Here is a 22,208-nt window from a genome sequence, read left to right on the forward strand (position 1 = left end):
CCATGGCGCAAATGACAATGATTCAAGCAATCACGGATGCGTTACGCACAGAACTGAAAAATGACGAAAATGTCTTAGTTTTCGGAGAAGACGTTGGTGTTAACGGCGGCGTATTCCGTGCGACAGAAGGATTGCAAAAAGAATTCGGTGAAGACCGTGTGTTTGACACGCCTCTTGCTGAATCTGGTATCGGCGGTCTTGCCCTTGGTTTAGGCTTAAACGGCTTCCGTCCGGTAATGGAAATCCAATTCTTTGGATTTGTTTACGAAGTAATGGATTCAGTTTCTGGCCAAATGGCTCGTATGCGTTACCGTTCTGGCGGACGCTGGACTTCACCTGTAACCATTCGTTCTCCGTTCGGCGGCGGTGTTCATACTCCTGAGCTTCACGCTGACAGCTTAGAAGGTCTTGTTGCACAACAGCCTGGTATCAAAGTTGTTATTCCATCAACTCCTTACGATGCCAAAGGACTTTTGATTTCTGCGATCAGAGACAACGATCCTGTTGTTTTCTTAGAGCACATGAAGCTTTACCGTTCTTTCCGTCAGGAAGTGCCTGAAGAAGAATACACAATTGAGCTTGGCAAAGCTGACGTAAAACGTGAAGGTACTGACCTTTCAATCATCACTTACGGCGCAATGGTTCATGAATCATTAAAAGCAGCTGAAGAGCTTGAAAAAGACGGCATTTCTGCTGAAGTTGTTGACCTTCGCACAGTCAGCCCGCTTGATATCGACACAATCATTGCATCTGTGGAAAAAACAGGCCGCGCGATTGTTGTTCAAGAGGCTCAAAAACAAGCCGGCGTTGCTGCGAACGTAGTAGCTGAAATCAATGACCGTGCGATTTTGAGCTTGGAAGCGCCTGTACTTCGCGTTGCTGCGCCTGATACAGTATTTCCTTTCTCTCAAGCGGAGAGCGTATGGCTTCCAAACCATAAAGACGTTCTTGAAACAGCTAGAAAAGTACTTGAATTTTAATCAAATTGCATAATCGGGAGGGAGCTGAAACGCTTTCCCTCCATTATATATGTGTTTTCAATGCTTACGATGTAAACTTTAAAATTGCTTAATCAAACTAGGAGGTCGAGAACTGTGGCATTTGAATTTAAACTTCCAGATATCGGGGAAGGTATCCACGAAGGCGAAATCGTAAAATGGTTTGTCAAGCCTAACGATGAGGTAGACGAAGATGATGTACTGGCTGAAGTCCAAAATGATAAAGCAGTAGTAGAAATTCCTTCACCTGTTAAAGGAAAAGTATTAGAATTAAAAGTTGAAGAGGGAACAGTTGCAACTGTTGGACAAACGATCATTACGTTTGATGCACCTGGTTACGAAGACCTTCAATTTAAAGGCAGCGATGAGTCTGGCGACGCAAAAACTGAAGCGCAAGTTCAGTCTACTGGTGAAGCTGGACAAGATGTTGCGAAAGAAGAGCGTGCTGAAGAGCCTGCTAAAGAAACTGGCGCAGGACAGCAGGATCAAGCTGAAGTTGACCCGAACAAACGCGTGATCGCTATGCCTTCTGTACGTAAATACGCTCGGGAAAAAGGCGTAGATATTCGCAAGGTAACTGGTTCAGGCAACAACGGACGTGTTGTGAAAGAAGATATCGATAGCTTTGTAAACGGAGGAGCACAAGAAGCTGCGCCGCAAGAAACGGCTGCACCTCAAGAAACAGCTGCTAAACCGGCTGCTGCACCAGCTCCAGAAGGCGAATTCCCAGAAACTCGCGAAAAAATGAGCGGTATCCGTAAAGCAATTGCAAAAGCGATGGTTAACTCTAAACACACTGCTCCTCACGTAACACTAATGGACGAAGTGGACGTAACAAACCTTGTTGCACATCGTAAACAGTTCAAACAGGTTGCTGCTGATCAAGGCATCAAGCTGACATACTTGCCTTACGTTGTAAAAGCTCTTACATCTGCACTGAAAAAATTCCCTGTTTTAAACACGTCAATTGACGATAAAACAGATGAAGTAATCCAAAAACATTATTTCAACATCGGTATCGCTGCTGATACTGAAAAAGGCTTGCTTGTGCCGGTTGTAAAAAATGCAGATCGTAAAGCGATCTTTGAAATTTCTGATGAGATCAACAGCCTTGCAACAAAAGCTCGTGAAGGCAAGCTTGCTCCAGCTGAAATGAAAGGCGCATCTTGCACAATTACAAACATCGGTTCTGCCGGCGGACAATGGTTCACTCCGGTTATCAACCATCCAGAAGTTGCGATTCTTGGTATCGGACGCATTGCAGAAAAAGCGATTGTTCGTGATGGCGAAATCGTAGCAGCTCCAGTCTTAGCTCTTTCTCTCAGCTTCGACCACCGTATGATCGATGGAGCGACTGCGCAAAATGCACTCAATCACATCAAGCGTTTACTGAACGATCCACAATTAATTTTAATGGAGGCGTAATGTTATGGTAGTAGGAGATTTCCCTATTGAAACAGATACTCTTGTAATTGGTGCGGGACCTGGCGGCTATGTAGCTGCCATCCGCGCTGCACAGCTTGGACAAAAAGTAACAGTCGTTGAAAAAGGAACTCTTGGAGGCGTTTGTCTGAACGTTGGATGTATCCCTTCAAAAGCGCTGATCAATGCTGGCCACCGTTATGAGAATGCTAAGCATTCTGATGACATGGGAATCACTGCTGAGAACGTAACAGTTGATTTCACAAAAGTTCAAGAGTGGAAAACTTCTGTTGTTAACAAGCTTACTGGCGGTGTAGCAGGTCTTCTTAAAGGCAACAAAGTAGATGTAGTAAAAGGCGAAGCTTACTTCGTAGACAGCAATTCAGTTCGTGTAATGGATGAGAATTCTGCTCAAACATACACGTTTAAAAACGCAATCATTGCGACTGGTTCTCGTCCTATCGAATTGCCAAACTTCAAATATACTGAGCGTGTTTTAAATTCAACAGGCGCTTTGGCTCTTAAAGAAATTCCTAAAAAACTCGTTGTCATCGGCGGCGGATACATCGGAACTGAGCTTGGAACTGCGTATGCAAACTTCGGAACTGAGCTTGTCATTCTTGAAGGCGGAGATGAAATTCTCCCAGGCTTCGAAAAACAAATGAGTTCCCTTGTTACTCGCAGACTGAAGAAAAAAGGCAACGTTGAAATCCATACAAACGCGATGGCTAAAGGCGTTGAAGAAAAGGCTGACGGCGTAACAGTCACTTTCGAAGTAAAAGGTGAAGAAAAAACCGTTGATGCTGATTACGTATTGATCACTGTCGGACGCCGTCCAAATACTGATGAACTTGGTCTTGATCAAGTCGGTATTGAGATGACTGACCGCGGTATTATCAAAACTGACAAACAGTGCCGTACAAACGTACCTAACATCTATGCAATCGGTGATATCATTGAAGGACCGCCGCTTGCTCACAAAGCATCTTACGAAGGTAAGATTGCTGCAGAAGCGATCGCTGGAGAGCCTGCAGAAATCGATTACCTTGGTATTCCTGCCGTTGTCTTCTCTGAGCCTGAGCTTGCATCAGTCGGTTACACTGAAGCACAGGCGAAAGAAGAAGGCCTTGACATTGTTGCAGCTAAATTCCCATTTGCAGCAAACGGCCGTGCGCTTTCTCTTAACGAAACAGACGGCTTCATGAAGCTGATCACTCGTAAAGAGGACGGCCTTGTGATCGGTGCGCAAATCGCCGGCGCAAGCGCTTCTGACATGATTTCTGAATTAAGCTTAGCTATCGAAGGCGGCATGACTGCTGAAGATATCGCTATGACAATTCATGCGCATCCAACATTGGGTGAAATCACAATGGAAGCTGCTGAAGTGGCAATCGGAAGCCCGATTCACATCGTAAAATAATAGAGATAACATAAAAAAACAGCCCCGCTGTAAGCGAGGGCTGTTTTCCTTTATTTAGACAGTACATGCTGTAATGGTTTAATAATGTCTTCTTTCTTTTTCACACATCCCTCTATTTTCACAACGACATGCCGCTGATCAACTACCATGAGAGTAGGGACGGTTTCGATTTCATCTTCCCAGCCTTTCCTATTATCGTATACCTTCATTTTATCTATTTGATCAGGATAATCCTTTTCTAAATCAAGCAGAGCATCATAATATGACGCCTCTTGATCAATTTGATTTTCATCAGAAAAAAATAGGATTTGAGTATGATGAATGCTGTCAATTCGGCTTTTTTGTATTGGATTGATTGTGGAAAGGGTGCAGCCCGATAAAGCAAATATTATCATCAGTATGGGAAATACCGCGCGATATCGCATCTATCTTCTCCTCTGTATAAACCATAGTAAACTAGTTTTAGTTTATCACGAGTAACCGCGTCATCTGCTTCTTGTTACCTAATTGTTATATAATTGAAACCGTTTTTAAAGAGAGATAACATTCCTTTAAACCCAATACTCTGAACGCACATTTTATTCAGCGCGAATCATTTGCAATTTCGTTACACAATTCAAAAAAAGTTCAAGAAAACATGAAATCACCATGTCCTTTCAGCATAAGTATCGAATGAAAGCGTTTGTTATGAAGATGATGATTTATATAAACGAAAAGAAAAAACATGTTACATTAAAAGTTTTTAAAATAAATGTGTTATACAGTTTGTTGTTGACATTTTAAATGTGACATATTAATATAATACCAATAAAAGAAATTAAGCGTTTTCAAAATTAAAAGAAATGGGGAATGAGAGATGGGTACGATTGTTTGCCAAGATTGTAACGAAGCCATTCATTACTTCGAGGATGAGAAGGTTACAACGTTATACGGAACATGCTGCGGACAATGTCAGTGTCCTCTTGATGAAGAGTAAGAAAAAGCATGCGGCTTAGCCGCATGCTTTTTGATTTATTGAATAGCTTTTTGCTCTTTTATAACTCGAATCATGCTTAGAGTAGAGTCCTCCGGTCCTTGAACTGGAAGTCCGGCATCAATGTTTTTGAAGATGTAGCTGATGTTTTCTTCTGTAATAATCTCGCCGGGGATAAAGATAGGAATTCCAGGCGGATACACCATTACAAATTCAGCGATAATCCGTCCTGCTGCTTCTTTTAATGGAACAACTTCTGTATTCGCATAGAAAGCGTCACGCGGCGTCATCGCCAGTAACGGGATTTCTGGAAGCAGTACCTTTGTTTGTTTATGCGTAACATCATTTGCTGACATTTGGCGCGCAATCTCTTTTAAAGCTTCAACAAGGCAATCCGCATCGTTTTGGCTGTCACCAGGCGTGAAGATACACAAGATGTTATAAAGATCTGAAAGCTCTACTTCAATATTAAAGGATTCCCGCAGCCACTTCTCGACATCATGCCCTGTGAGCCCAAGATTTTTAACTGAAATAATTAATTTTGTCGGGTCATAATTGTAAGCTGCTTTAGAACCGAGAATTTCAGAACCGACACAGTAAATGCCCTCAATTTGGTTCAGACGTTCTCTCGTCTGGTTGGCAAGCTTCAACGTTTCTTCAGCAAGCTGATAGCCCTCTGTCGCAAGACGTTTTCTGGCGACGTCCAAAGAGGCTAGAAGCAAATAAGAAGTAGACGTGGTTGTCAGCATGCTGAGTATCGATTGCACTCTGTCTTTAGATACAAGGCCTTCTTTCATGTTTAGGATAGAGCTTTGTGTCAGTGATCCGCCTAGCTTATGCACACTTGTCGCGGCCATGTCTGCACCTGCCTGCATCGCTGAAAGCGGAAATTGGTCATGAAAATGAATATGAACGCCGTGTGCTTCATCGACCAGAACCGGCACATTAAAGGAATGGGCTAATTCTACGATGCTTTTTAAATCAGCAGCTACTCCGAAATATGTCGGGTTGATCACTAGAAGCCCCTTGGCATCAGGATGTTCACTCAGCGCCCGTTTAGCGGATTCAAGTGTAATGCCGTGAGAGATGCCCAGTTCATTGTCAATTTCAGGATGAATAAAGATTGGGACAGCTCCGGAAAATACAATAGCTGACATAATGGATTTGTGCACATTTCTTGGAATGATGATTTTATCTCCAGGTCCGCAGACAGCCATCACCATTGTCATGATTGCGCCGCTTGTGCCCTGAACAGAAAAAAAGGTGTGGTCCGCGCCGAAGGCTTCGGCCGCCAAATCCTGCGCTTCTTTAATGATGCCTTTAGGCGCATGCAGGTCATCTAATGGTTCAATATTAATCAAATCTATACTTAACGCGTTTTCACCGATAAATTGTCTAAACTCTGGATCCATTCCTGCCCCTTTTTTATGGCCGGGAATGTGGAATTGAACAGGCTGTCTGCTTGCGTGCTTTTTCAGGCCTGTGTATAAGGGTGTTTCATGTTGCGACAATTGTTTTCCCACCTTTGTAGTAATACCTATGCATATTAGTGTGTATTAAAATCAGTTTCTCAACCGTTTTTTAGACGTAAAACAAATGAATTATATTATGAACTTGAAAGAATGTAAAGAACAATTTATGATCAAATGAAGATGCTTTTTGTAAAAGGAAAGCGAATTTATAAGGAGTGAAGAAAATGGAATACCAATATCCCATGAATGAAGATTGGACAACCGAAGAAGCAGTGGATGTGATTGCATTTTTCCAGCAGGTTGAGCTGGCTTATGAAAAGGGAGCCGATCGTGAAGAACTGCTTAAGGCGTACCGGCGTTTCAAAGAAATTGTGCCGGGAAAAGCTGAAGAAAAAAAGCTATGCGGCGAGTTTGAGGAACAAAGTACATACTCTCCTTATCGTACGGTCAAGCAGGCGAAGGAATCTGACCAGGCAAAGATTAAGATGTAAAAGGAAAAGAGCCGGATGAAAGATCCCGGCTCTTTTTTATGCTTGTGATACTTTTTGGGTTAAGCGATACAGAAATGCAAGCTGCTGGAAGGCATCGTCGATTCGCTGCAGAAATTCTTCGTTATTCATACTCAGCACCTCATCTTTTGAAAGCTGTATACCGCATAACAGTTCGGCTTTCTTTATGGTCTGCAAACGTTCAAACAATGTCTTGAGTTGTTCCTTGTCCATTTCTGACTGCTTATGGACCCCCGGCTTTGTGTGATCCGCAGACCAAACGAAGCTGTCTGGAATGTGATTTGTAACGCTGTCTTGATTCGCTTCAAGTAATTTGCCGTATTCTTCTTTTATAGGGGACTCATAAATGATCGCGAACCATACAAAAACATGGCTCTCCCACAAGCCGATTTGAAAATGCGGCAGTTTTTTATAGCCTCTTTTGCTATTGGCAAAAGCCACCCAGCTGTCTGCGGGAGGGTTGACTGATCTTCTTGCATGCTTGGCCACATGGGGGAACATTTCATCTCCGGTTAAAGCAGATAATGTCGGGGCAAAGTGCTCGCCTAGAGCAGTCAGCTTCGGACGAACCCGCTCTTTTAACACCTCCATGCGCGCGTCTAAGCCGTCTATTGTAAATGTGTGAAAGTCTTCTTCAGTAAAACGCATTTGTGTCATGATTTTCCTCCTTCATGCTAAGTATACATATTTTATCACAGTTAGAACGCGCAGCAAAAAGATGAGCACGCGTTTGAAGAGAGGGGGAATGTGGTAATAAACGAATAGGTAAACACACAATTTTCAGAATCATGTTACAGGTAAATAGAAGAATCATAGGATATAAGAAGTATCATTGTTGAATGGCAAAATGGGATGCTTTTTTAAAACAAATGATCTCTGGAAGGGGCGAAAGACAATGAGGCAAGTTGTGAAAGAGGGATTTAGGGAAGAGAAAAACAACCGTGTAGCTGTCTGGAGACTAGAGGTTGATTATGAATTGGCAACCCTTTATGAGGCAATGCAAAAGGAAAATGACGAACAAATTGAGCTAAGCAAAAACAAACTTGAACGTCTCAGAAAAGAATGGATTCGCCTCAACGGGTAAAAAGCTATAGTAAAAACGAACCGCGTGAATGGTTCGTTTTTACGTGAGAAGGCATATTTTTCATTTTCCTTGCTTTTTCACCGCCGTTATCAGTATCCTATAAAATAAAGGTCTACATAGAAAAGAGGTACGCATGAATGACAAATTGGACGGAAATTGATGAGACTGCAAAGAAATGGATAAAAGAAGCAGGCGCAAGAATTAAACAGTCGATGCACGAAAGCCTGACAATTGAAACAAAATCAAATCCGAATGATTTAGTCACCAATATTGACAAGGAAACGGAAAAGTTTTTTATTGACCGCATTCAAGAAACCTTTCCGGGGCATCGCATACTTGGAGAAGAAGGACAAGGAGATAAAATTCACTCATTGGAGGGTGTCGTCTGGATTATCGATCCGATTGACGGCACGATGAATTTTGTGCACCAGCAAAGAAATTTTGCAATCTCAATTGGTATTTTTGAAAATGGAAAAGGCAAAATCGGTTTAATTTACGATGTGGTGCATGATGAACTGTATCACGCGTTTAGTGGTAAAGGTGCTTATATGAATGAAACGGAGCTGTCTCCTTTAAAGGAAACCATTATTGAAGAAGCGATTCTTGCCATTAATGCAACATGGGTGACGGAAAACAGAAGAATTGACCCGGGTGTGCTGGCGCCGCTTGTGAAAAGGGTGAGAGGAACACGCTCCTATGGCTCTGCCGCTTTAGAACTGGCAAACGTCGCTGCGGGAAGAATTGACGCTTACATTACGATGCGGCTTGCTCCTTGGGATTACGCAGCCGGGTGTGTGCTGTTAAACGAAGTAGGGGGCATCTATACAACGACTGAAGGTGAACCGTTGACCTTTTTAGAAAATCACTGTGTGCTGGCCGGAAACCCATCTATACATAAAACAATATTGGAAGAGTATCTTCATGCTGAAAAATAGACCATTTGAACAGGATGACCTCAGTTGGTTTGAGGAAATTGCGGAGGCTCATCCTGTTTGGAAAAAGGAAGAGTTTGGGGAAAAAGATGCAGAAAGCTATATGATCTCCTACTCGATGTATAACGGATCATGGCTTGTATGGGAAAAAGACGGCCTGCCTGTTGCCGTCAGCTATCATCTCGAATGGGCTCCTTCCAACGGAAAGCCATGGCTGGGAACTGTGCTGATTGATCCTGCTGAAGAAAGAAAGGGACATGCCAGAGAGATCATTGAACAGATCGGCCAATCGCTGAAGGAAAAACACAGAGCGCTATTTACAGCGGTTCCGATTGACCGGAATGAATGGATCCGGTTTTTGAGCCAGTGCGGCTTTGAACAGCTCAAGACGGAGAAAGATGAGGCAGACAAGTCATACATGATCATGGTAAAGCCTTTAGTTTAAGCTGCCGTATACATGACGGCAGCTTATTTTCATGCACAAAAAACCTCCCAATCTTTAACCATCGATTGAGAGGCGAGCTTGGTGATGAACCAAGGGGTTTATTTTTTTACGGCGTGTATATAATGAATGGTTTCAAACGCTGACAAATCATCCGTTCGTTTCTTGAAGAAAAGGTCATTGATTTCAGCTGGTGTGACATGTTCATAGATGAGTAAACCAGCTGAATCTAATGCTTTTTCGATTTCATGATAAGTAAAACACGATTTCATCGGTTCACCGGCTGCTGAAGCCAACTTCACCATATGTTCAACTCTATTAGACATTCCTTTTGTTTCAAAGAGCGTTTCGTCTGCATAATCAAAAACGATAGAGCTTCCCGAGGGAACATGGGCAAATAAATGGTTAAGCAGGCTTTTATTTTCTTCTTTCGTCAAGTAATAAGAAACTCCTAAAAGGCTGAAGAACGTTTTTTTGTTATCAAAGCCTTCATCTAAGAGAGGCTGATATGAAAACGTTTTGGTAAAGTCCATAGGAACCAAATGAAGATTCGTTGGGATAGTCAGCTGTGCATGATCCAATCTTTTCTTTTTCAATTGCTGTGTAGCGGGGTAATCAATTTCAAATATATCTAAGCTGTTTTCCAGCTCTGGATGCCGAAAACAGAAAGTATCTAACCCGGCGCCAAGAATGACATACTGTTTTGCCCCCAGCACCACTTCGTTGCGCAATACTTTCTCACAATATGCTGCTCGAGCTAAGGGCGTAGGGGAAAGCTGGACTTGTGTAATCCACTTCAGCATTTCCTCTGGGTCATCTTGAAACTTCAAGGCAATATCCTTATTGAAAAACTGTATGCCTTGTATCATATTTTGACTAATGTCGGAAAACTCTTTTTCAGAAATAAGGTCTTTTGCAATATAATCGTCAAAAATTTTAGGTGTGTCATATTGACTGTGATAGGCTCGGCTAAAAGCAGATAGTAAAGCTGTTAAACTGGACTCATTTTCCTTCATATCATGTCCTCCTGATAAACAAAAATAAGATTCCCCCGGCCAGGAGAATCTTATTATACACACAAAAATATTAATAGTAAATTATAGCATAAATAAAAAATTTTGTCAATATATTTGGGTTGGAAGAGTAAGATTTTTCTCTTTTATTTGTTAGCTATTACTTGTAATACATAACTGCAACATGACCTGCTTTTGTGAGAGTCTTATATTAATCCGCTTTGCTCATACGGAACAACGTCATCATGATCGCCGTGCATCATGAGCATCGGTGGCTCCTCGCGATGGAACTTAAGCGGCTTGAGCCTAGCTTTAAAATCTCATGTAAATTTGCTCTGACGCAGCAGTCGGGATTAGGATTTTCATGGTGTGGAAAAGGTCGCCTTCTACCCAATCGCCTTATAAATGTCGTAGAAATGACTTCTGCATCTTTTAATGGTAAGCCCCGCCGGAACCTCTTTTGACATCATTAAACCCGTTTTTTAAAACAATCGGCTGATTTGGCGGATAATGACCGGGTTTGTATGTGCGCAGTCTGCGATTTATTCAGAGGTAAGGTAGGCAGTCCGCACATTTGAACATTAACATATGTCCGGCTGTCGTGAAACAGCTGCTGATTTTCAAAAAAACTTGAAAATCAAGAAAAAGCCTGAGATATCTCAGGCTTTTCATTTAGAAATTACAAACCGACGGCATTCCAGGCTGCTTCAACTTTTGCGGCGTCAGTTGAGCCATAAAGGTCACGGGCAGACTGAATGAGGGCGGCCTTCGCATCTTTGAAAGTGGAATAAGGCGTAAGATACGTTGTTAACGCACGGTAATAAATCTGCTGTGATTTAGAAATGCCTAGTTTTGTAATAGTATTGTAAGCGGCTTTGTTTGGAATTCCGCTGTTTATGTGTACACCGCCGTAATCGCCTTCATCTGTATTCGGAAGGTTTTGATAGTTGGCGTAATTGTCAGGCTGGTCATATTTTGTCGGATTGGACAAGCTGCGGAGAGCCGGCTGGCTGACCGTAATGTCTTCACCGATATCCCAGTCTTCTGTATCAGTAAAGTAACCGAACACATCAGAGAACGACTCGTTTAATGCCCCAGGCTGATTTTCATAGACAAGGTTGGCTGTTTCTTGAGTGACACCGTGTGTCATTTCATGCGCTGTCACATCCAAGGAGCCGGAAAGCGGGGAGAAGAAGGAGCCGTCTCCGTCACCGTAAATCATTTGATCCCCTGTCCAAGCGGCGTTATTATACTGGCTGCCGTAGTGAACAGAAGAAACGATTTTACTGCCTTTGTTGTCATAGCTGTTCCGTTTAAACGTCGAGTAAAAATAATCGTACACTTTACCCAGGTTATAGTGGGCGTCTACAGCTGCGCGCTGTGATGAAGTTGTGAATTTATTTGTTGTGCTTGAGACTAGCGTTCCCGGAAGGCGGCTTTGTCTGTTTTGTAAATCATACGTGATAATTTGAGTGCCGGTTGGTTTTGACAGATCTCTTAAAACATATTTGCCGCTCTCATAAGAAATATTCAGAGGAACTGTTGCACCTTTTAGTGTGGTCCCTGATCCTGTTGCGGCTGCATGTTCTACTTTATTTTGCTGTTTTAAAATGCTGCCTGTTTCGGCATCCACTAAGACTTCCCAGTTCGCAGGTTCAGGTTCAATATAGCGAATCGTGACATCGTAAGCCAGACGATAGCTGCCGTCCTCTGTTTCTACCGCTTTTAACTCCGCTTTATCGCTGTTTTTTGCGCTTCCGTTAGAAACGGCGTCAGGTGATTTGCCAATGGCTTTAAAAGCGAGTGTCAATGCTTTGTCAGAGGATACCTTTTTGCTGTTTTTTGTTTTTGAAGCAGACTGATTGTGCAATTCTCCATTGATCGCATAGACTTTGTCAGATTTATCGACGTGAACGATCACTTGGGAATCTTTAATAGGCACTCCGTTAATAACAGGCACGTATCGAAAGTGCTTGTACCCAAGAGCGTCAGTTGTGCTTTCCACAAGTTTCAGTCTTTTGGCGGGATCGCCTTTAAATACTTTGCTGTTCTTTTTCAAAAACTGTTTGACAGCTTTGTCATTTGGAGCAGAGAGCTCTGTTTGTGCAATGGCGCTTTTGGGAAGAAAGTTTGTTTGATTCTCCTTAAGCTGGTAATTCTCAGCAGCCTGAACACCCGGAAGGCCGATCGATAAACTCATAAACGAAGCAGCGACAACAACGGACAATTTTTTACCTAAACCCACAATAAATCCCCCTTTTTGAAAATACTGAAAAATCTTTATATCGTTATATTAAACGAGCAATCTAGCATTCTCAACAAAAACTAACATAACTAGACAAAATTGATAGAATTGTCCTGTGTTTATTTTTGTTGAATAATATCAAGATGAGTCAAGTGTCATGTGCTGGATGATTGCAAGAGTTATGCCGTCTTTTCATCAAAGGGGGGATGAGAAATTTTTGGTTTTTATTGAAACTTTTTAACAAGTGGCTTGTCTAACCGGATGAGGCCTTAATAAGAAGTAAAGGATTGTTGTACGTGTTGGAATTATTCAGTCATTATGTATTGCATTTTGAACGTTATTTTATTTTGAGCAGGCAAAGCACTTTGCTGATTCAATGGTCAATTGTTGCCCTTGCAGCACTGTATATATTGGCATGTCACCCGAAAATCAATCGGTACCATACATTGTTTTTTGCTGGAGTCTTATTACGGGTTGTTTTGCTGGCGGGCGTGTCTGTTGAACTTGTTCATCAGGTGCAGGTAACGAACTTTACCAGTGCCTATTTAAGGGACGAGGGGAATGAACTGCTGCCGCTGCTGCATTTTTTCTTATACGGGTATGTGCTGCTGACGGCTTTTCATTATATATTAATGCTTCGTGATCACAGAGGAAAAGGGATGTTCTTTACGTTTGATCTGGCTGTTGTCAGCTTGCCGATCGTGCAAATGATATTCAGTTTCTTTTCGTATTGGAAGCAATATCCTGATGAGATCGAGCCAATTGTATACGGTTTACTGTTTTTAATGATCATTCTTCCTATTGTATTGAATGTGCTATTCTTCAAACTGTATTGGAGGCTAAATAAGATCTTACTAGGTTTATTTTATACGCTGATTATCGGACTGCTTGTACTGTTGCTTGTTCCATATCCCGAGCATAATTCGATTGACTATGGCGCTGTAATGCCCTATACGATTTATTTGACAATGGCGGGGTTTTTGATGAGTTATCATCTGTTCCAAAAGTCAAGTAAGGCTAATGCGCATATAAAAAAGGGGCTGACGGTCGCTGTCGTTATGATTTTTATATTGCTCTTAAATCCGATATATAACTTAGGAACGGTTGCTTTCGCTATATCAAAGCCAGCAAATGTCACCGATACATTCAATTTTGTAGGAGAGCACATTTCATCTAAAAAAGCGGAACAGATTTTAAAGTCGTTTTTTCCTACGGATGAGACATTATATTTACATAATACAAATATGGATGTGCATTATTTTTACTCATTTGAAAGCATGAGCTATGAGGCAGAGGTTGATGAAGTATCTCAGATGATAAGTAATTATCAGTACTTGAAAAAGGCACATGGGAAAAACCTGGATGATCAGGAATACGTACGGAAGTCAATCGCTTTTCTTGAGAGACACGGTAGAGTGTTAAGTAAGGATCACATTGAAACAAAGGTATCTAAAGAAGATGGACAGACAGCCGTTCATATATTCCTGAAAAATCAATTTCATAAAAAAGATAACGATGATGATGGCACAGTATTTTATTGGGAAAAGGAAACCTTAATGGGTTTTAGTGAAGACCCTTCAATTTATCAGCTTGATTCCCTTCGGCATGTTCATATCACAGAACAAGACATACACGACATAGTGAAGGAAATATTTACAGCTTTGAAAATACCTCGACAGCCTTATCAAATTACAGATATTGAAAGTAACAGCCTGCTTGGAAGCCTGGTGCGGGTTGAAACAAAAGAAGGAATGGTTTTTTATTTCGAGGCTGAAACCGGCAGTTTACAAAGTCTTTCACTTCCAATTAAAAGAGAAATTTCACTGACAAACAGCCAACTGCACCAGCAGATTTTATCGGTCTTTGAAGCGGATGTATCAGAAGTAAAGAAAAAAAGCAGGCAGAGTGATAAGGTTGTGTATTCTGATTCCTCTAAAACATATGAGTTTTTTGAAGATCAAGGGTTGTTAAATGTTTATGTTTACAACGATACACCCGATAATTCATTCCCGTATACGTATCTTGATGGAAAATTGGCTTATAAAAAAGTAGCTTCTGTATATAAGGATGTCATTTACAAAAAACGCATGCGTCCGATTATCGTTCAAAGAGGGAATGAACACCATTATGCATGGCTGATCATTATTCAGCCGTTCGGCTCAAACCGGCATGATGCTTATGTGGTGGATACAGAAACTCAAGAGGTGAAAAGTCTTTATGAATCATAGAGAAAAAGAGTCTGTGTTTTTAGATTTATACGACCTATATAAAGAAAGAGAGCTAGAAGATGAATCAATGGAATGGATGAAACAGCATGAGCCGTTATATCAAAAAAATGCGGAAGGCTTAAAGAGTGAATCTTGTTCAAAGAGTATTGAAGATGAGAGTCAAATCAGACATATGAAGGTATATATATCTTCCATGTATACCTGTTTCATTTTATTGGCCATTTGGATGACGGTGTGGTTTTATTTTTAATGAAACAGAAGGATTCGATTGAAAATTTGTATCGACAGTATTACCCGGAGATTTTGAATTATCTATTTCGGAGAACTCATCAACTCGAAACAGCCAAGGATTTAGCTCAGGACACGTTTGTGAAAGCCTTTAACGGGCTTGCTTCGTTTAAAGGGCACTCCTCCGTCAGAACGTGGTTATATACGATTGCTCACCATACATTTATTAATTGGTATCGCAGGGAAGTTAAATACCAATTTACTGATATCAGCTTTAGTGAAGGATTAAAGCAAACGACCTATGAACAGCCTGAACAGTATCTTTCCCGGACGGTTAAAAGCGAAACGTTGCGGCAAGAGCTGCTGCAGCTAAAGGGTCAGCACCAATCCGTTTTGATTTTAAGAGAATTTCAAGAGCTTTCTTATGAAGAAATTTCCGAAATCTTAGGCTGGAGCCTTTCAAAAGTGAAAACCACACTTCACCGGGCAAGATTGGAGCTCAAGAAAAACATGACGAAAAGAAGAGAGGAGGAGCGGATATGACCTGCTTTCTAGTAAGAGACCTTCTCCCTCTGTATATTGAAGGTGATTGCAAAAAAGAAACGGAAAACTTCATTGAAGAGCATATGAACACCTGCGGCAGCTGCAGAGACATGTATAAACAGATGTCTGAGCCTTTTGAGTTTAAAGATGAACAAGCATCTCAAGATGCTTTTCTGCCTGAAGAAGAAATCCGTTTTAAACAAAGGTACTATGGTTTGCTGATTATTAAAGCAGCCTTCTGGTTTGGAGCAGTGTTTGCTGTGATGCTGATCATCAAACTGCTGATCTAAAGGAAAAGCGCTTGCCGGATTGACGGACAAGCGCTTTTATTACATTAAGCCTGCGGGTGAAGCATTTGGTAGATGGCTGCAAGCTGTTCTTGAGACAGAGCACCAAAGAGCTTTTCGTAAAAAATTGCCTGCTCCGTTGTCGCACCAGCTTCTAAAGCTGCATTTTTATCAAAGCTGTACGCTCCATCTTCTGAAACAATGGATGCCTGCAGAATATGAATTTTAAGGGAAACAGCGGCGAAAAATTGGTCAAGCGCGAGTGCTTCTTTTTCTGTGAAGCCGAGCTCAACAGCTTTTTCTGTATCAAATTTGTAGCTGCCGTCTTCAACATACACACATTGTGAAACAATATCGAAGAATTCAGATGTCGATTCCCACAATTTTGCAATGATTTGAGCCTCTTCTTGTGTCATTCCTAACTCGACAGCTTTTTCACTGTCAAAATAATAAACCCCGTCTTTTTCATATATACATTGATTTAATAAATCGAAAAATGTATTCAGGTCTTCATTTGTGATTGTCTCCTGCAAAGCAGGTGTGCTGTGACTAACTGTTTTTGCGCTTGCGGCATCGGGTCCGAAAGTAAGCAGGGTGGCTGAGGTCAGTGCGGCAGTTGTAAGTATGGCTTTTTTTACAAATGGTTTCTTCATGTTTCGTCTCTCCCTTTTGTGAATTGTGGTACAAATCCCATTATAGGGAGAGGCTGGTGTGAGGAAAATAGGCTTTATGGTAGTTTGTGTATATCAATGTCGAACCACTTTTGTTTGGTTAAAAGTGTCATATTTAGAACGATTGTCCATGAATGGATGTTGTTTTGCTTCTTCCCGCCTAGGAAACAGGGGAGATAAGCCTTACGCAACGAAAAAACACCGCATTCATTTGCGGTGTTTTTGATTACAATGTCTTTATCAAGGATAAGCTTTTAATCGAGTAATCCTTGCTCGCGCATTTTCTTTTTTAACGTAAATCCGCTTCCCATAACGGCGCAAACGAGCACAATGCTGGCGATAATGCCCCACGTGCTTTTTTCGGCGATAAAGACGCCGATCAGCATTATGCTGAAAACCGCTGCAAATGCAAATAATAATAAAAGCCAATTCATTTTTTTCATATTTCCATCCCCTTTTACGTCTTATAATAAGTTTACAGAAAAACGTGACGCTTTTAAAGAGGATGTGTGGTATAATATGAAAGTTATCTAATTTTTTTAGGAGATGAAAAAGTGAAACTTCGAAATGATCTTCGCAACATCGCGATTATTGCCCACGTTGACCATGGGAAAACGACTCTAGTCGATCAGCTTTTACACCAGGCTGGTACATTCCGTGCCAACGAACAAGTTGCTGAACGCGCAATGGACTCAAACGATCTTGAACGCGAACGCGGCATTACAATTTTGGCGAAAAATACTGCGATTAACTATAAAGATACACGCATCAATATTTTGGATACCCCTGGACACGCAGACTTTGGGGGAGAGGTAGAACGGATTATGAAAATGGTTGACGGCGTACTGCTTGTCGTTGACGCATATGAAGGCTGCATGCCTCAAACTCGCTTCGTTCTGAAGAAAGCTCTTGAGCAAAACTTGAACCCGGTTGTTGTTGTGAACAAAATCGACCGTGATTTCGCACGTCCTGAAGAAGTGATCGATGAGGTTCTTGACCTGTTCATCGAGCTTGACGCAAATGAAGAACAGCTCGAATTCCCGGTGGTATATGCTTCCGCGATTAATGGAACAGCGAGCCTTGACCCTAAGCAGCAAGATGAAAACATGGAAGCTTTATATGAAACGATTATTAAGCATGTTCCGGCACCTGTTGAGAATGCAGATGAGCCGCTTCAATTCCAAGTTGCACTTCTTGATTATAACGACTATGTAGGCCGTATCGGAATCGGACGTGTTTTCCGCGGTACGATGAAAGTCGGTCAGCAGGTTTCTCTTATGAAGCTTGACGGTACAGCTAAATCATTCCGTGTGACAAAAATCTTTGGTTTCCAAGGCTTAAAACGGGTGGAAATTGAAGAAGCAAAAGCGGGAGACCTCGTTGCGGTTTCCGGAATGGAAGATATCAACGTCGGTGAAACAGTCTGTCCTGTAGAGCATCAAGAACCGCTTCCGGTGCTTCGCATTGATGAACCGACACTTCAAATGACATTTGTCGTGAATAACAGCCCGTTTGCCGGCCGTGAAGGGAAATATGTAACAGCCCGTAAAATTGAAGAGCGCCTTCAGTCACAGCTACAGACTGATGTCAGCTTGCGTGTCGAGCCTACAGCTTCTCCAGATGCTTGGGTGGTTTCCGGCCGCGGTGAGCTTCACCTGTCTATTTTAATTGAAAACATGCGCCGTGAAGGCTATGAGCTTCAAGTGTCAAAACCTGAAGTCATCATCAAAGAAATTGACGGTGTACGCTGTGAGCCTGTAGAGCGCGTGCAAATTGATGTTCCGGAAGAGCATACAGGCTCTGTAATGGAATCAATGGGAGCGCGTAAAGGTGAAATGATCGATATGATTAACAACGGTAACGGCCAAGTCCGTTTAATCTTTACAGTGCCTTCCCGCGGATTGATCGGTTACTCAACAGAGTTCCTGTCATTAACACGCGGCTTCGGTATCCTGAACCATACGTTTGACAGCTACCAGCCGATGCAGGCGGGCCAAGTCGGCGGACGCCGTCAAGGTGTGCTCGTGTCAATGGAAAACGGAAAAGCGACATCTTACGGAATTCAAGGGATTGAAGACCGCGGTGTGATTTTTGTTGAGCCTGGTACTGAAGTTTATGAAGGAATGATTGTTGGAGAGCATAACCGTGACAACGACCTTGTTGTCAATGTCAGCAAAATGAAACAGCAGACAAACGTCCGCTCTGCAACAAAAGATCAAACAACAACAATTAAAAAAGCGCGCATCATGTCTCTAGAAGAATCTTTAGAGTACTTAAACGAAGATGAATACTGCGAAGTAACGCCTGAATCCATCCGTTTAAGAAAGAAAATCCTCAACAAAAACGAACGTGAAAAAGCGGCTAAAAAGAAAAAAACAGCAGGATTGTCTTAATCCCTTGCAGAATTTGAAAAGATAGAACCCGTACGCTACAGGGGAGGGAATCTTTTTGAATGACGTAAGCGAACGCCTGTCGTTCTTCGCCGCTCTATATCAAGTGGACCGGCAGCCCGCAGCAGGCATGTGGCTGCTATACGGCACCATTTTTGTTTTAGCTGTTATTGTGTTTAAACTTGGATTTGCCAAACGGCTTCCGGTATTAAAATCAGCAGTGGTGTACTTATTTCTGGCTTTAGGCTGCACTGTTTTGACTTTTCTCGGTGTATTTTTGCCTGTGGCAGAGGGATTGGTCGTCGCTGCATTGATTTTAATCATTTACAAAATTCGGCTGTATCAGTCGAAAAAGGAACAGTCGGCAAAATCATGAAAAAGACTCAGCATCTCGCTGAGTCTTTTTTTTATTCTGTATGAATAGCTGCCGCTTTATTTTTTAACTGTTTCTTTCTTCTGCTGTCCCGGGTGAAACGTGAACTTTCCGGTTTTCAGCCGTTCTTCTGTTTTTTGGGCAATTCGATCATGGCATTCCTGGCACATATATGTATGGATCGGACGGTTTCTCAGCCGTTTCGCAATCAGGGTTTCATCATCAATTGTTTCAATTTTATCACAAATAGAACATTGGACCCTCATCATATCACCTCTTTCACTCTACTATGTATTATATCATGGATCAGATGCTGTCCAAAATAAGAAAAAGCTAAAGCCGCAAGGGCTAAAGCTTAATCATTATTGTTCTTTTTCATATGATGATCAGATTGATCGTTTTGTTCCGTTTCCATTTCCTTCTCTTGCTTTTCGTTTAATTGATCGTTTTGCTGCTTGGTTTGCGGTTCATCTTCATCGTCAATCACATCGTTAGGCACTTCCGGAAGCACCCGTCCGACAATTGCGGCCAGTTCATCTAAAATCCCCGTAACAGGACGGCCTTCACTGATCTCTCTTCCCATTTCATTGAGGCGGCTTACGGTATCAGGATCAGCAACCACGACTGCATTGGCTCCGTGCCGATCATTTTTTAAAGCCTGTGCCACAGAGTATTTAATGGTTTCGACTTTACTTCTATCCAGATTATCGTCAACGTCAATTCCTACTACAGCATATCCCCCGAGCACAACAGCTGTTGCATCCTTGACATCTGGCACTTTTTCAGCAACGCCGACAAGATGCTTGGCAATATCGGTTCTAGTTCCATTGTCTTTTGTTTCCTGAGATGTGTCCTTTACGTGAATCGGTTTTGTTTCCTGCTGTCTCGTTGATTCTTTTTCAATATTTTGCTCCTGTCTTCCCTGTTGAACAGCACAGGCGGACAAAATGAGTGTGAGCTGTATGATAATGAAAAGAATTCGCACTTGCGGTTTCCCTCCTTGAAATGCATTCATTAATTTTATTGTTGAATTAACCTTCTATCTTTATTCACAAAAACATATATTTTAGCAGGCGTTCACCTTTTTCATCGTAAAAGAAGCAGGAAGAACTTTGACCCTTATATCAGGAGGCTGAGACTTGAGTAAAATTTATGTGTTAGATACGAATGTGTTATTACAGGATCCTAACGCTATTTTTTCTTTTGAAGAAAATGAAGTTGTCATCCCTGCTGTCGTTTTAGAAGAGGTTGATTCAAAGAAACGATATATGGACGAAGTTGGGAGGAATGCGAGGCACGTATCTAAGCTGATAGACGCGCTAAGACTGAAGGGGAGACTGCATGAGAAGGTTCCGCTTGATACGGGGGGGACGCTCAGAATTGAATTAAACCACCGTTCCTTTCACCAGCTTCAAGAAATTTTTATCGAAAAAACGAATGATAATCGTATATTAGCCGTTGCTAAAAACTTAAGCCTCGAAGAAGAGACGAAGGAAAACGGCAGGCCTGTGATCCTTGTCAGCAAGGATGTATTAGTCAGAGTCAAAGCGGATGCCATCGGCCTTCTTGCTGAAGATTTCTTAAATGACCGGGTTGTGGACAATGATGAGATGTACAGCGGTTATAAGGATTTATATATTAACCAGCAGTTATTTAGCTCTTTTTACGGAAAAAATCAAATTTCAGTTCAGGATATAAAGCAGCATACATTTTACCCAAACCAGTTCGCGTTAATGAAGGATGAATTAGGAGGATCGTCCTCAGCTGTCGGTATTGCGGATAAAACGGGTAAGGTCTTAAAAAGGCTTGTGTTTGATGATGAACACGTTTGGGGAATCAGACCGAGGAATGTCCAGCAGACCATGGCGTTAGAGCTTTTGCTGCGAGAAGATATTCCGCTGGTGACGCTGATCGGAAAAGCCGGAACCGGGAAAACATTGCTTGCTTTGGCAGCGGGGCTATTACAGACAGAAGATTTAGGGATATATAAAAAGCTGGTCGTGGCAAGGCCGATTGTACCTGTGGGCAAGGATATCGGATACTTGCCGGGTGAAAAAGAGGAGAAGCTAAAGCCTTGGATGCAGCCGATTTTTGATAACTTGGAGTTTCTGTTTAATGCCAAGAAACCGGGAGAGCTCGAGGCGATTTTGGCAGGGATCGGTTCGATCCAAGTAGAGGCGCTGACTTATATCAGAGGGAGAAGCATTCCCGATCAATTTATTATTATTGATGAGGCGCAAAATTTGACCAGGCATGAAGTGAAAACACTTCTTACAAGAGTGGGCGAAGGCAGTAAAATTGTCTTAATGGGCGATCCTGAACAAATTGATCACCCATATTTAGACAGTCTGAATAATGGTCTGGCATATGTCGTTGAGCGATTTAAAGGACAACCCATCTCAGGCAGCGTGAAGCTTTTAAAAGGTGAGAGATCCGGGCTTGCCCAGCTTGCCGCTGACTTGCTGTGATGATTTAAATGATTTCAATCTCTATTATATTGGTGATTGGCTGTACGTGATCAACTGGATCTTCAAAATAAATATGAACCGGGCCGCCTTCCTGAATCGGCTTGCCTGCCTGGCTGAAATGGACAATACTGTTCAGCGCGGTATCAAGAGGAACGGCGGCTTTACCGGAACTTGTAATAAATACGCATTGTGATGCAGAGCTGAGCGGCTCGGCATTTTTCAGCACACTTCCCAATTTCATTGCGAAGCTGCCGTTCATTAATTTCTGTTTCTCAAATTGTTTTTCCGTCTTTAATGTAGGCGGCGCAATCTGTCCTTCTCTAATAACACGTTCAGTATCCAGGCCAGATTCATTCTCAGCCGAATGTAAATTGATTTCTTGGCCGTCCCCTTTACGGTCAAATGAAAATTTACGATCATCAAAAATCCATACGCTCGGATCAATCGTAATTGGATATGTAACATTGCCTTTTACTTGTATAACGCTCATGGTATAACCCCCTTCTCTCA

General features: G+C 42.0%; 25 protein-coding genes. 15 read left to right on the forward strand and 10 right to left on the reverse strand.

Going from position 1 to position 22,208, the window contains the following annotated elements; all coding sequences use genetic code 11:
• Window positions 1-2 precede the first annotated feature (2 nt).
• The 3 genes from pdhB (at window position 3) to lpdA (ending at window position 3,840) form a co-directional block, all read left to right on the forward strand.
• Window positions 3-980, forward strand: coding sequence for a pyruvate dehydrogenase complex E1 component subunit beta (gene pdhB, locus HC660_RS07975; RefSeq protein WP_029441235.1), 978 nt, complete (start codon window positions 3-5; stop codon window positions 978-980).
• Window positions 981-1,094: 114 nt separating this feature from the next.
• On the forward strand, window positions 1,095-2,423 hold the full coding sequence (gene pdhC / locus HC660_RS07980; RefSeq protein WP_024121262.1) for a pyruvate dehydrogenase complex dihydrolipoyllysine-residue acetyltransferase: 1,329 nt from the start codon (window positions 1,095-1,097) through the stop codon (window positions 2,421-2,423).
• Window positions 2,424-2,427: 4 nt separating this feature from the next.
• On the forward strand, window positions 2,428-3,840 hold the full coding sequence (gene lpdA / locus HC660_RS07985; RefSeq protein ID WP_168747692.1) for a dihydrolipoyl dehydrogenase: 1,413 nt from the start codon (window positions 2,428-2,430) through the stop codon (window positions 3,838-3,840).
• 50 nt (window positions 3,841-3,890) lie between these two features.
• On the opposite strand, the gene slp is transcribed toward lpdA, so the two are convergent.
• Window positions 3,891-4,265, reverse strand: coding sequence for a peptidoglycan-associated lipoprotein Slp (gene slp / locus HC660_RS07990; RefSeq protein WP_168747694.1), 375 nt, complete (start codon window positions 4,263-4,265; stop codon window positions 3,891-3,893).
• 431 nt (window positions 4,266-4,696) lie between these two features.
• Here slp and HC660_RS07995 point away from each other — a divergent pair, with 431 nt between their 5' ends.
• Window positions 4,697-4,816 carry a GapA-binding peptide SR1P gene (locus tag HC660_RS07995; RefSeq protein ID WP_010334106.1) on the forward strand — a complete coding sequence of 40 codons (120 nt, stop codon included), beginning with the start codon at window positions 4,697-4,699 and terminating at the stop codon, window positions 4,814-4,816.
• Window positions 4,817-4,851: 35 nt separating this feature from the next.
• Here HC660_RS07995 and speA read toward each other — a convergent pair whose 3' ends face one another.
• Window positions 4,852-6,324 carry an arginine decarboxylase gene (gene speA, locus HC660_RS08000; RefSeq protein ID WP_168747696.1) on the reverse strand — a complete coding sequence of 491 codons (1,473 nt, stop codon included), beginning with the start codon at window positions 6,322-6,324 and terminating at the stop codon, window positions 4,852-4,854.
• A gap of 185 nt (window positions 6,325-6,509) precedes the next feature.
• On the opposite strand from speA, the gene HC660_RS08005 reads away from it, so the two are divergent.
• On the forward strand, window positions 6,510-6,776 hold the full coding sequence (locus HC660_RS08005; RefSeq protein ID WP_010334108.1) for a UPF0223 family protein: 267 nt from the start codon (window positions 6,510-6,512) through the stop codon (window positions 6,774-6,776).
• A gap of 36 nt (window positions 6,777-6,812) precedes the next feature.
• Here HC660_RS08005 and HC660_RS08010 read toward each other — a convergent pair whose 3' ends face one another.
• Complete coding sequence (locus HC660_RS08010) at window positions 6,813-7,451, reverse strand: YktB family protein (RefSeq protein ID WP_168747698.1); 639 nt, start codon at window positions 7,449-7,451, stop codon at window positions 6,813-6,815.
• A 238-nt stretch (window positions 7,452-7,689) separates the two neighbouring features.
• Here HC660_RS08010 and HC660_RS08015 point away from each other — a divergent pair, with 238 nt between their 5' ends.
• The 3 genes from HC660_RS08015 to HC660_RS08025 all read left to right on the forward strand — a co-directional run bounded on the left by HC660_RS08015 (window position 7,690) and on the right by HC660_RS08025 (window position 9,255).
• Window positions 7,690-7,878, forward strand: coding sequence for a YkzI domain-containing protein (locus HC660_RS08015; RefSeq protein ID WP_010334110.1), 189 nt, complete (start codon window positions 7,690-7,692; stop codon window positions 7,876-7,878).
• A gap of 137 nt (window positions 7,879-8,015) precedes the next feature.
• On the forward strand, window positions 8,016-8,813 hold the full coding sequence (gene suhB, locus HC660_RS08020) for an inositol-1-monophosphatase (RefSeq protein ID WP_168747700.1): 798 nt from the start codon (window positions 8,016-8,018) through the stop codon (window positions 8,811-8,813).
• A complete protein-coding gene (locus tag HC660_RS08025) occupies window positions 8,800-9,255 on the forward strand; it encodes a GNAT family N-acetyltransferase (RefSeq protein WP_168747702.1) in 456 nt (151 codons plus the stop codon). The genes suhB and HC660_RS08025 overlap by 14 nt, the downstream gene beginning before the upstream one ends.
• A gap of 98 nt (window positions 9,256-9,353) precedes the next feature.
• Here the strand turns inward: HC660_RS08025 and HC660_RS08030 are convergent, their stop codons facing one another.
• Both HC660_RS08030 and HC660_RS08040 read right to left on the reverse strand, forming a co-directional pair.
• Entirely contained in the window at window positions 9,354-10,268 is a 915-nt protein-coding gene (locus HC660_RS08030) for a class I SAM-dependent methyltransferase (RefSeq protein WP_168747703.1), read from the reverse strand.
• Window positions 10,269-10,944: 676 nt separating this feature from the next.
• Complete coding sequence (locus HC660_RS08040) at window positions 10,945-12,510, reverse strand: M4 family metallopeptidase (RefSeq protein WP_168747705.1); 1,566 nt, start codon at window positions 12,508-12,510, stop codon at window positions 10,945-10,947.
• 287 nt (window positions 12,511-12,797) lie between these two features.
• Here HC660_RS08040 and HC660_RS08045 point away from each other — a divergent pair, with 287 nt between their 5' ends.
• Genes HC660_RS08045 through HC660_RS08060 form a run of 4 tightly spaced genes read left to right on the forward strand, consistent with a single transcriptional unit; the run spans window position 12,798 to window position 15,799 of the window.
• Entirely contained in the window at window positions 12,798-14,738 is a 1,941-nt protein-coding gene (locus tag HC660_RS08045; RefSeq protein WP_168747706.1) for a hypothetical protein, read from the forward strand.
• Window positions 14,728-14,988, forward strand: a complete 261-nt coding sequence (locus HC660_RS08050) for a hypothetical protein (protein ID WP_168747707.1) — start codon at window positions 14,728-14,730, stop codon at window positions 14,986-14,988. The genes HC660_RS08045 and HC660_RS08050 overlap by 11 nt, the downstream gene beginning before the upstream one ends.
• The gene (locus HC660_RS08055) at window positions 14,988-15,509 is read left to right on the forward strand and encodes a sigma-70 family RNA polymerase sigma factor (RefSeq protein ID WP_168747709.1); all 522 of its coding nucleotides are present in this window, start codon (window positions 14,988-14,990) and stop codon (window positions 15,507-15,509) included. The genes HC660_RS08050 and HC660_RS08055 overlap by 1 nt, the downstream gene beginning before the upstream one ends.
• Complete coding sequence (locus tag HC660_RS08060; protein ID WP_168747711.1) at window positions 15,506-15,799, forward strand: zf-HC2 domain-containing protein; 294 nt, start codon at window positions 15,506-15,508, stop codon at window positions 15,797-15,799. The genes HC660_RS08055 and HC660_RS08060 overlap by 4 nt, the downstream gene beginning before the upstream one ends.
• A gap of 44 nt (window positions 15,800-15,843) precedes the next feature.
• On the opposite strand, the gene HC660_RS08065 is transcribed toward HC660_RS08060, so the two are convergent.
• Window positions 15,844-16,449: a hypothetical protein gene (locus HC660_RS08065; protein WP_168747713.1), complete on the reverse strand. Its 606-nt coding sequence runs from the start codon at window positions 16,447-16,449 to the stop codon at window positions 15,844-15,846.
• A gap of 272 nt (window positions 16,450-16,721) precedes the next feature.
• A complete protein-coding gene (locus tag HC660_RS08070) occupies window positions 16,722-16,910 on the reverse strand; it encodes a YlaF family protein (RefSeq protein ID WP_095714829.1) in 189 nt (62 codons plus the stop codon).
• Window positions 16,911-17,021: 111 nt separating this feature from the next.
• On the opposite strand from HC660_RS08070, the gene typA reads away from it, so the two are divergent.
• Together typA and HC660_RS08080 are read left to right on the forward strand one after the other, a co-directional pair.
• Window positions 17,022-18,860, forward strand: coding sequence for a translational GTPase TypA (typA, locus tag HC660_RS08075; protein WP_010334118.1), 1,839 nt, complete (start codon window positions 17,022-17,024; stop codon window positions 18,858-18,860).
• A 55-nt stretch (window positions 18,861-18,915) separates the two neighbouring features.
• A complete protein-coding gene (locus HC660_RS08080) occupies window positions 18,916-19,233 on the forward strand; it encodes a YlaH-like family protein (protein ID WP_024121276.1) in 318 nt (105 codons plus the stop codon).
• Window positions 19,234-19,289: 56 nt separating this feature from the next.
• Here HC660_RS08080 and HC660_RS08085 read toward each other — a convergent pair whose 3' ends face one another.
• Together HC660_RS08085 and HC660_RS08090 are read right to left on the reverse strand one after the other, a co-directional pair.
• Complete coding sequence (locus HC660_RS08085; protein ID WP_168747715.1) at window positions 19,290-19,499, reverse strand: YlaI family protein; 210 nt, start codon at window positions 19,497-19,499, stop codon at window positions 19,290-19,292.
• Window positions 19,500-19,585: 86 nt separating this feature from the next.
• Complete coding sequence (locus HC660_RS08090) at window positions 19,586-20,215, reverse strand: YhcN/YlaJ family sporulation lipoprotein (protein WP_010334121.1); 630 nt, start codon at window positions 20,213-20,215, stop codon at window positions 19,586-19,588.
• Between the two features lie 154 nt (window positions 20,216-20,369).
• Here HC660_RS08090 and HC660_RS08095 point away from each other — a divergent pair, with 154 nt between their 5' ends.
• Complete coding sequence (locus HC660_RS08095; RefSeq protein WP_010334122.1) at window positions 20,370-21,698, forward strand: PhoH family protein; 1,329 nt, start codon at window positions 20,370-20,372, stop codon at window positions 21,696-21,698.
• A 4-nt stretch (window positions 21,699-21,702) separates the two neighbouring features.
• On the opposite strand, the gene HC660_RS08100 is transcribed toward HC660_RS08095, so the two are convergent.
• Window positions 21,703-22,188 carry a peptidyl-prolyl cis-trans isomerase gene (locus HC660_RS08100; protein ID WP_168747717.1) on the reverse strand — a complete coding sequence of 162 codons (486 nt, stop codon included), beginning with the start codon at window positions 22,186-22,188 and terminating at the stop codon, window positions 21,703-21,705.
• Between the last annotated feature and the right edge of the window lie 20 nt (window positions 22,189-22,208).

The organism is Bacillus mojavensis (genome assembly GCF_012648005.1).
GTDB classification, from domain to species: Bacteria; Bacillota; Bacilli; order Bacillales; family Bacillaceae; genus Bacillus; species Bacillus mojavensis.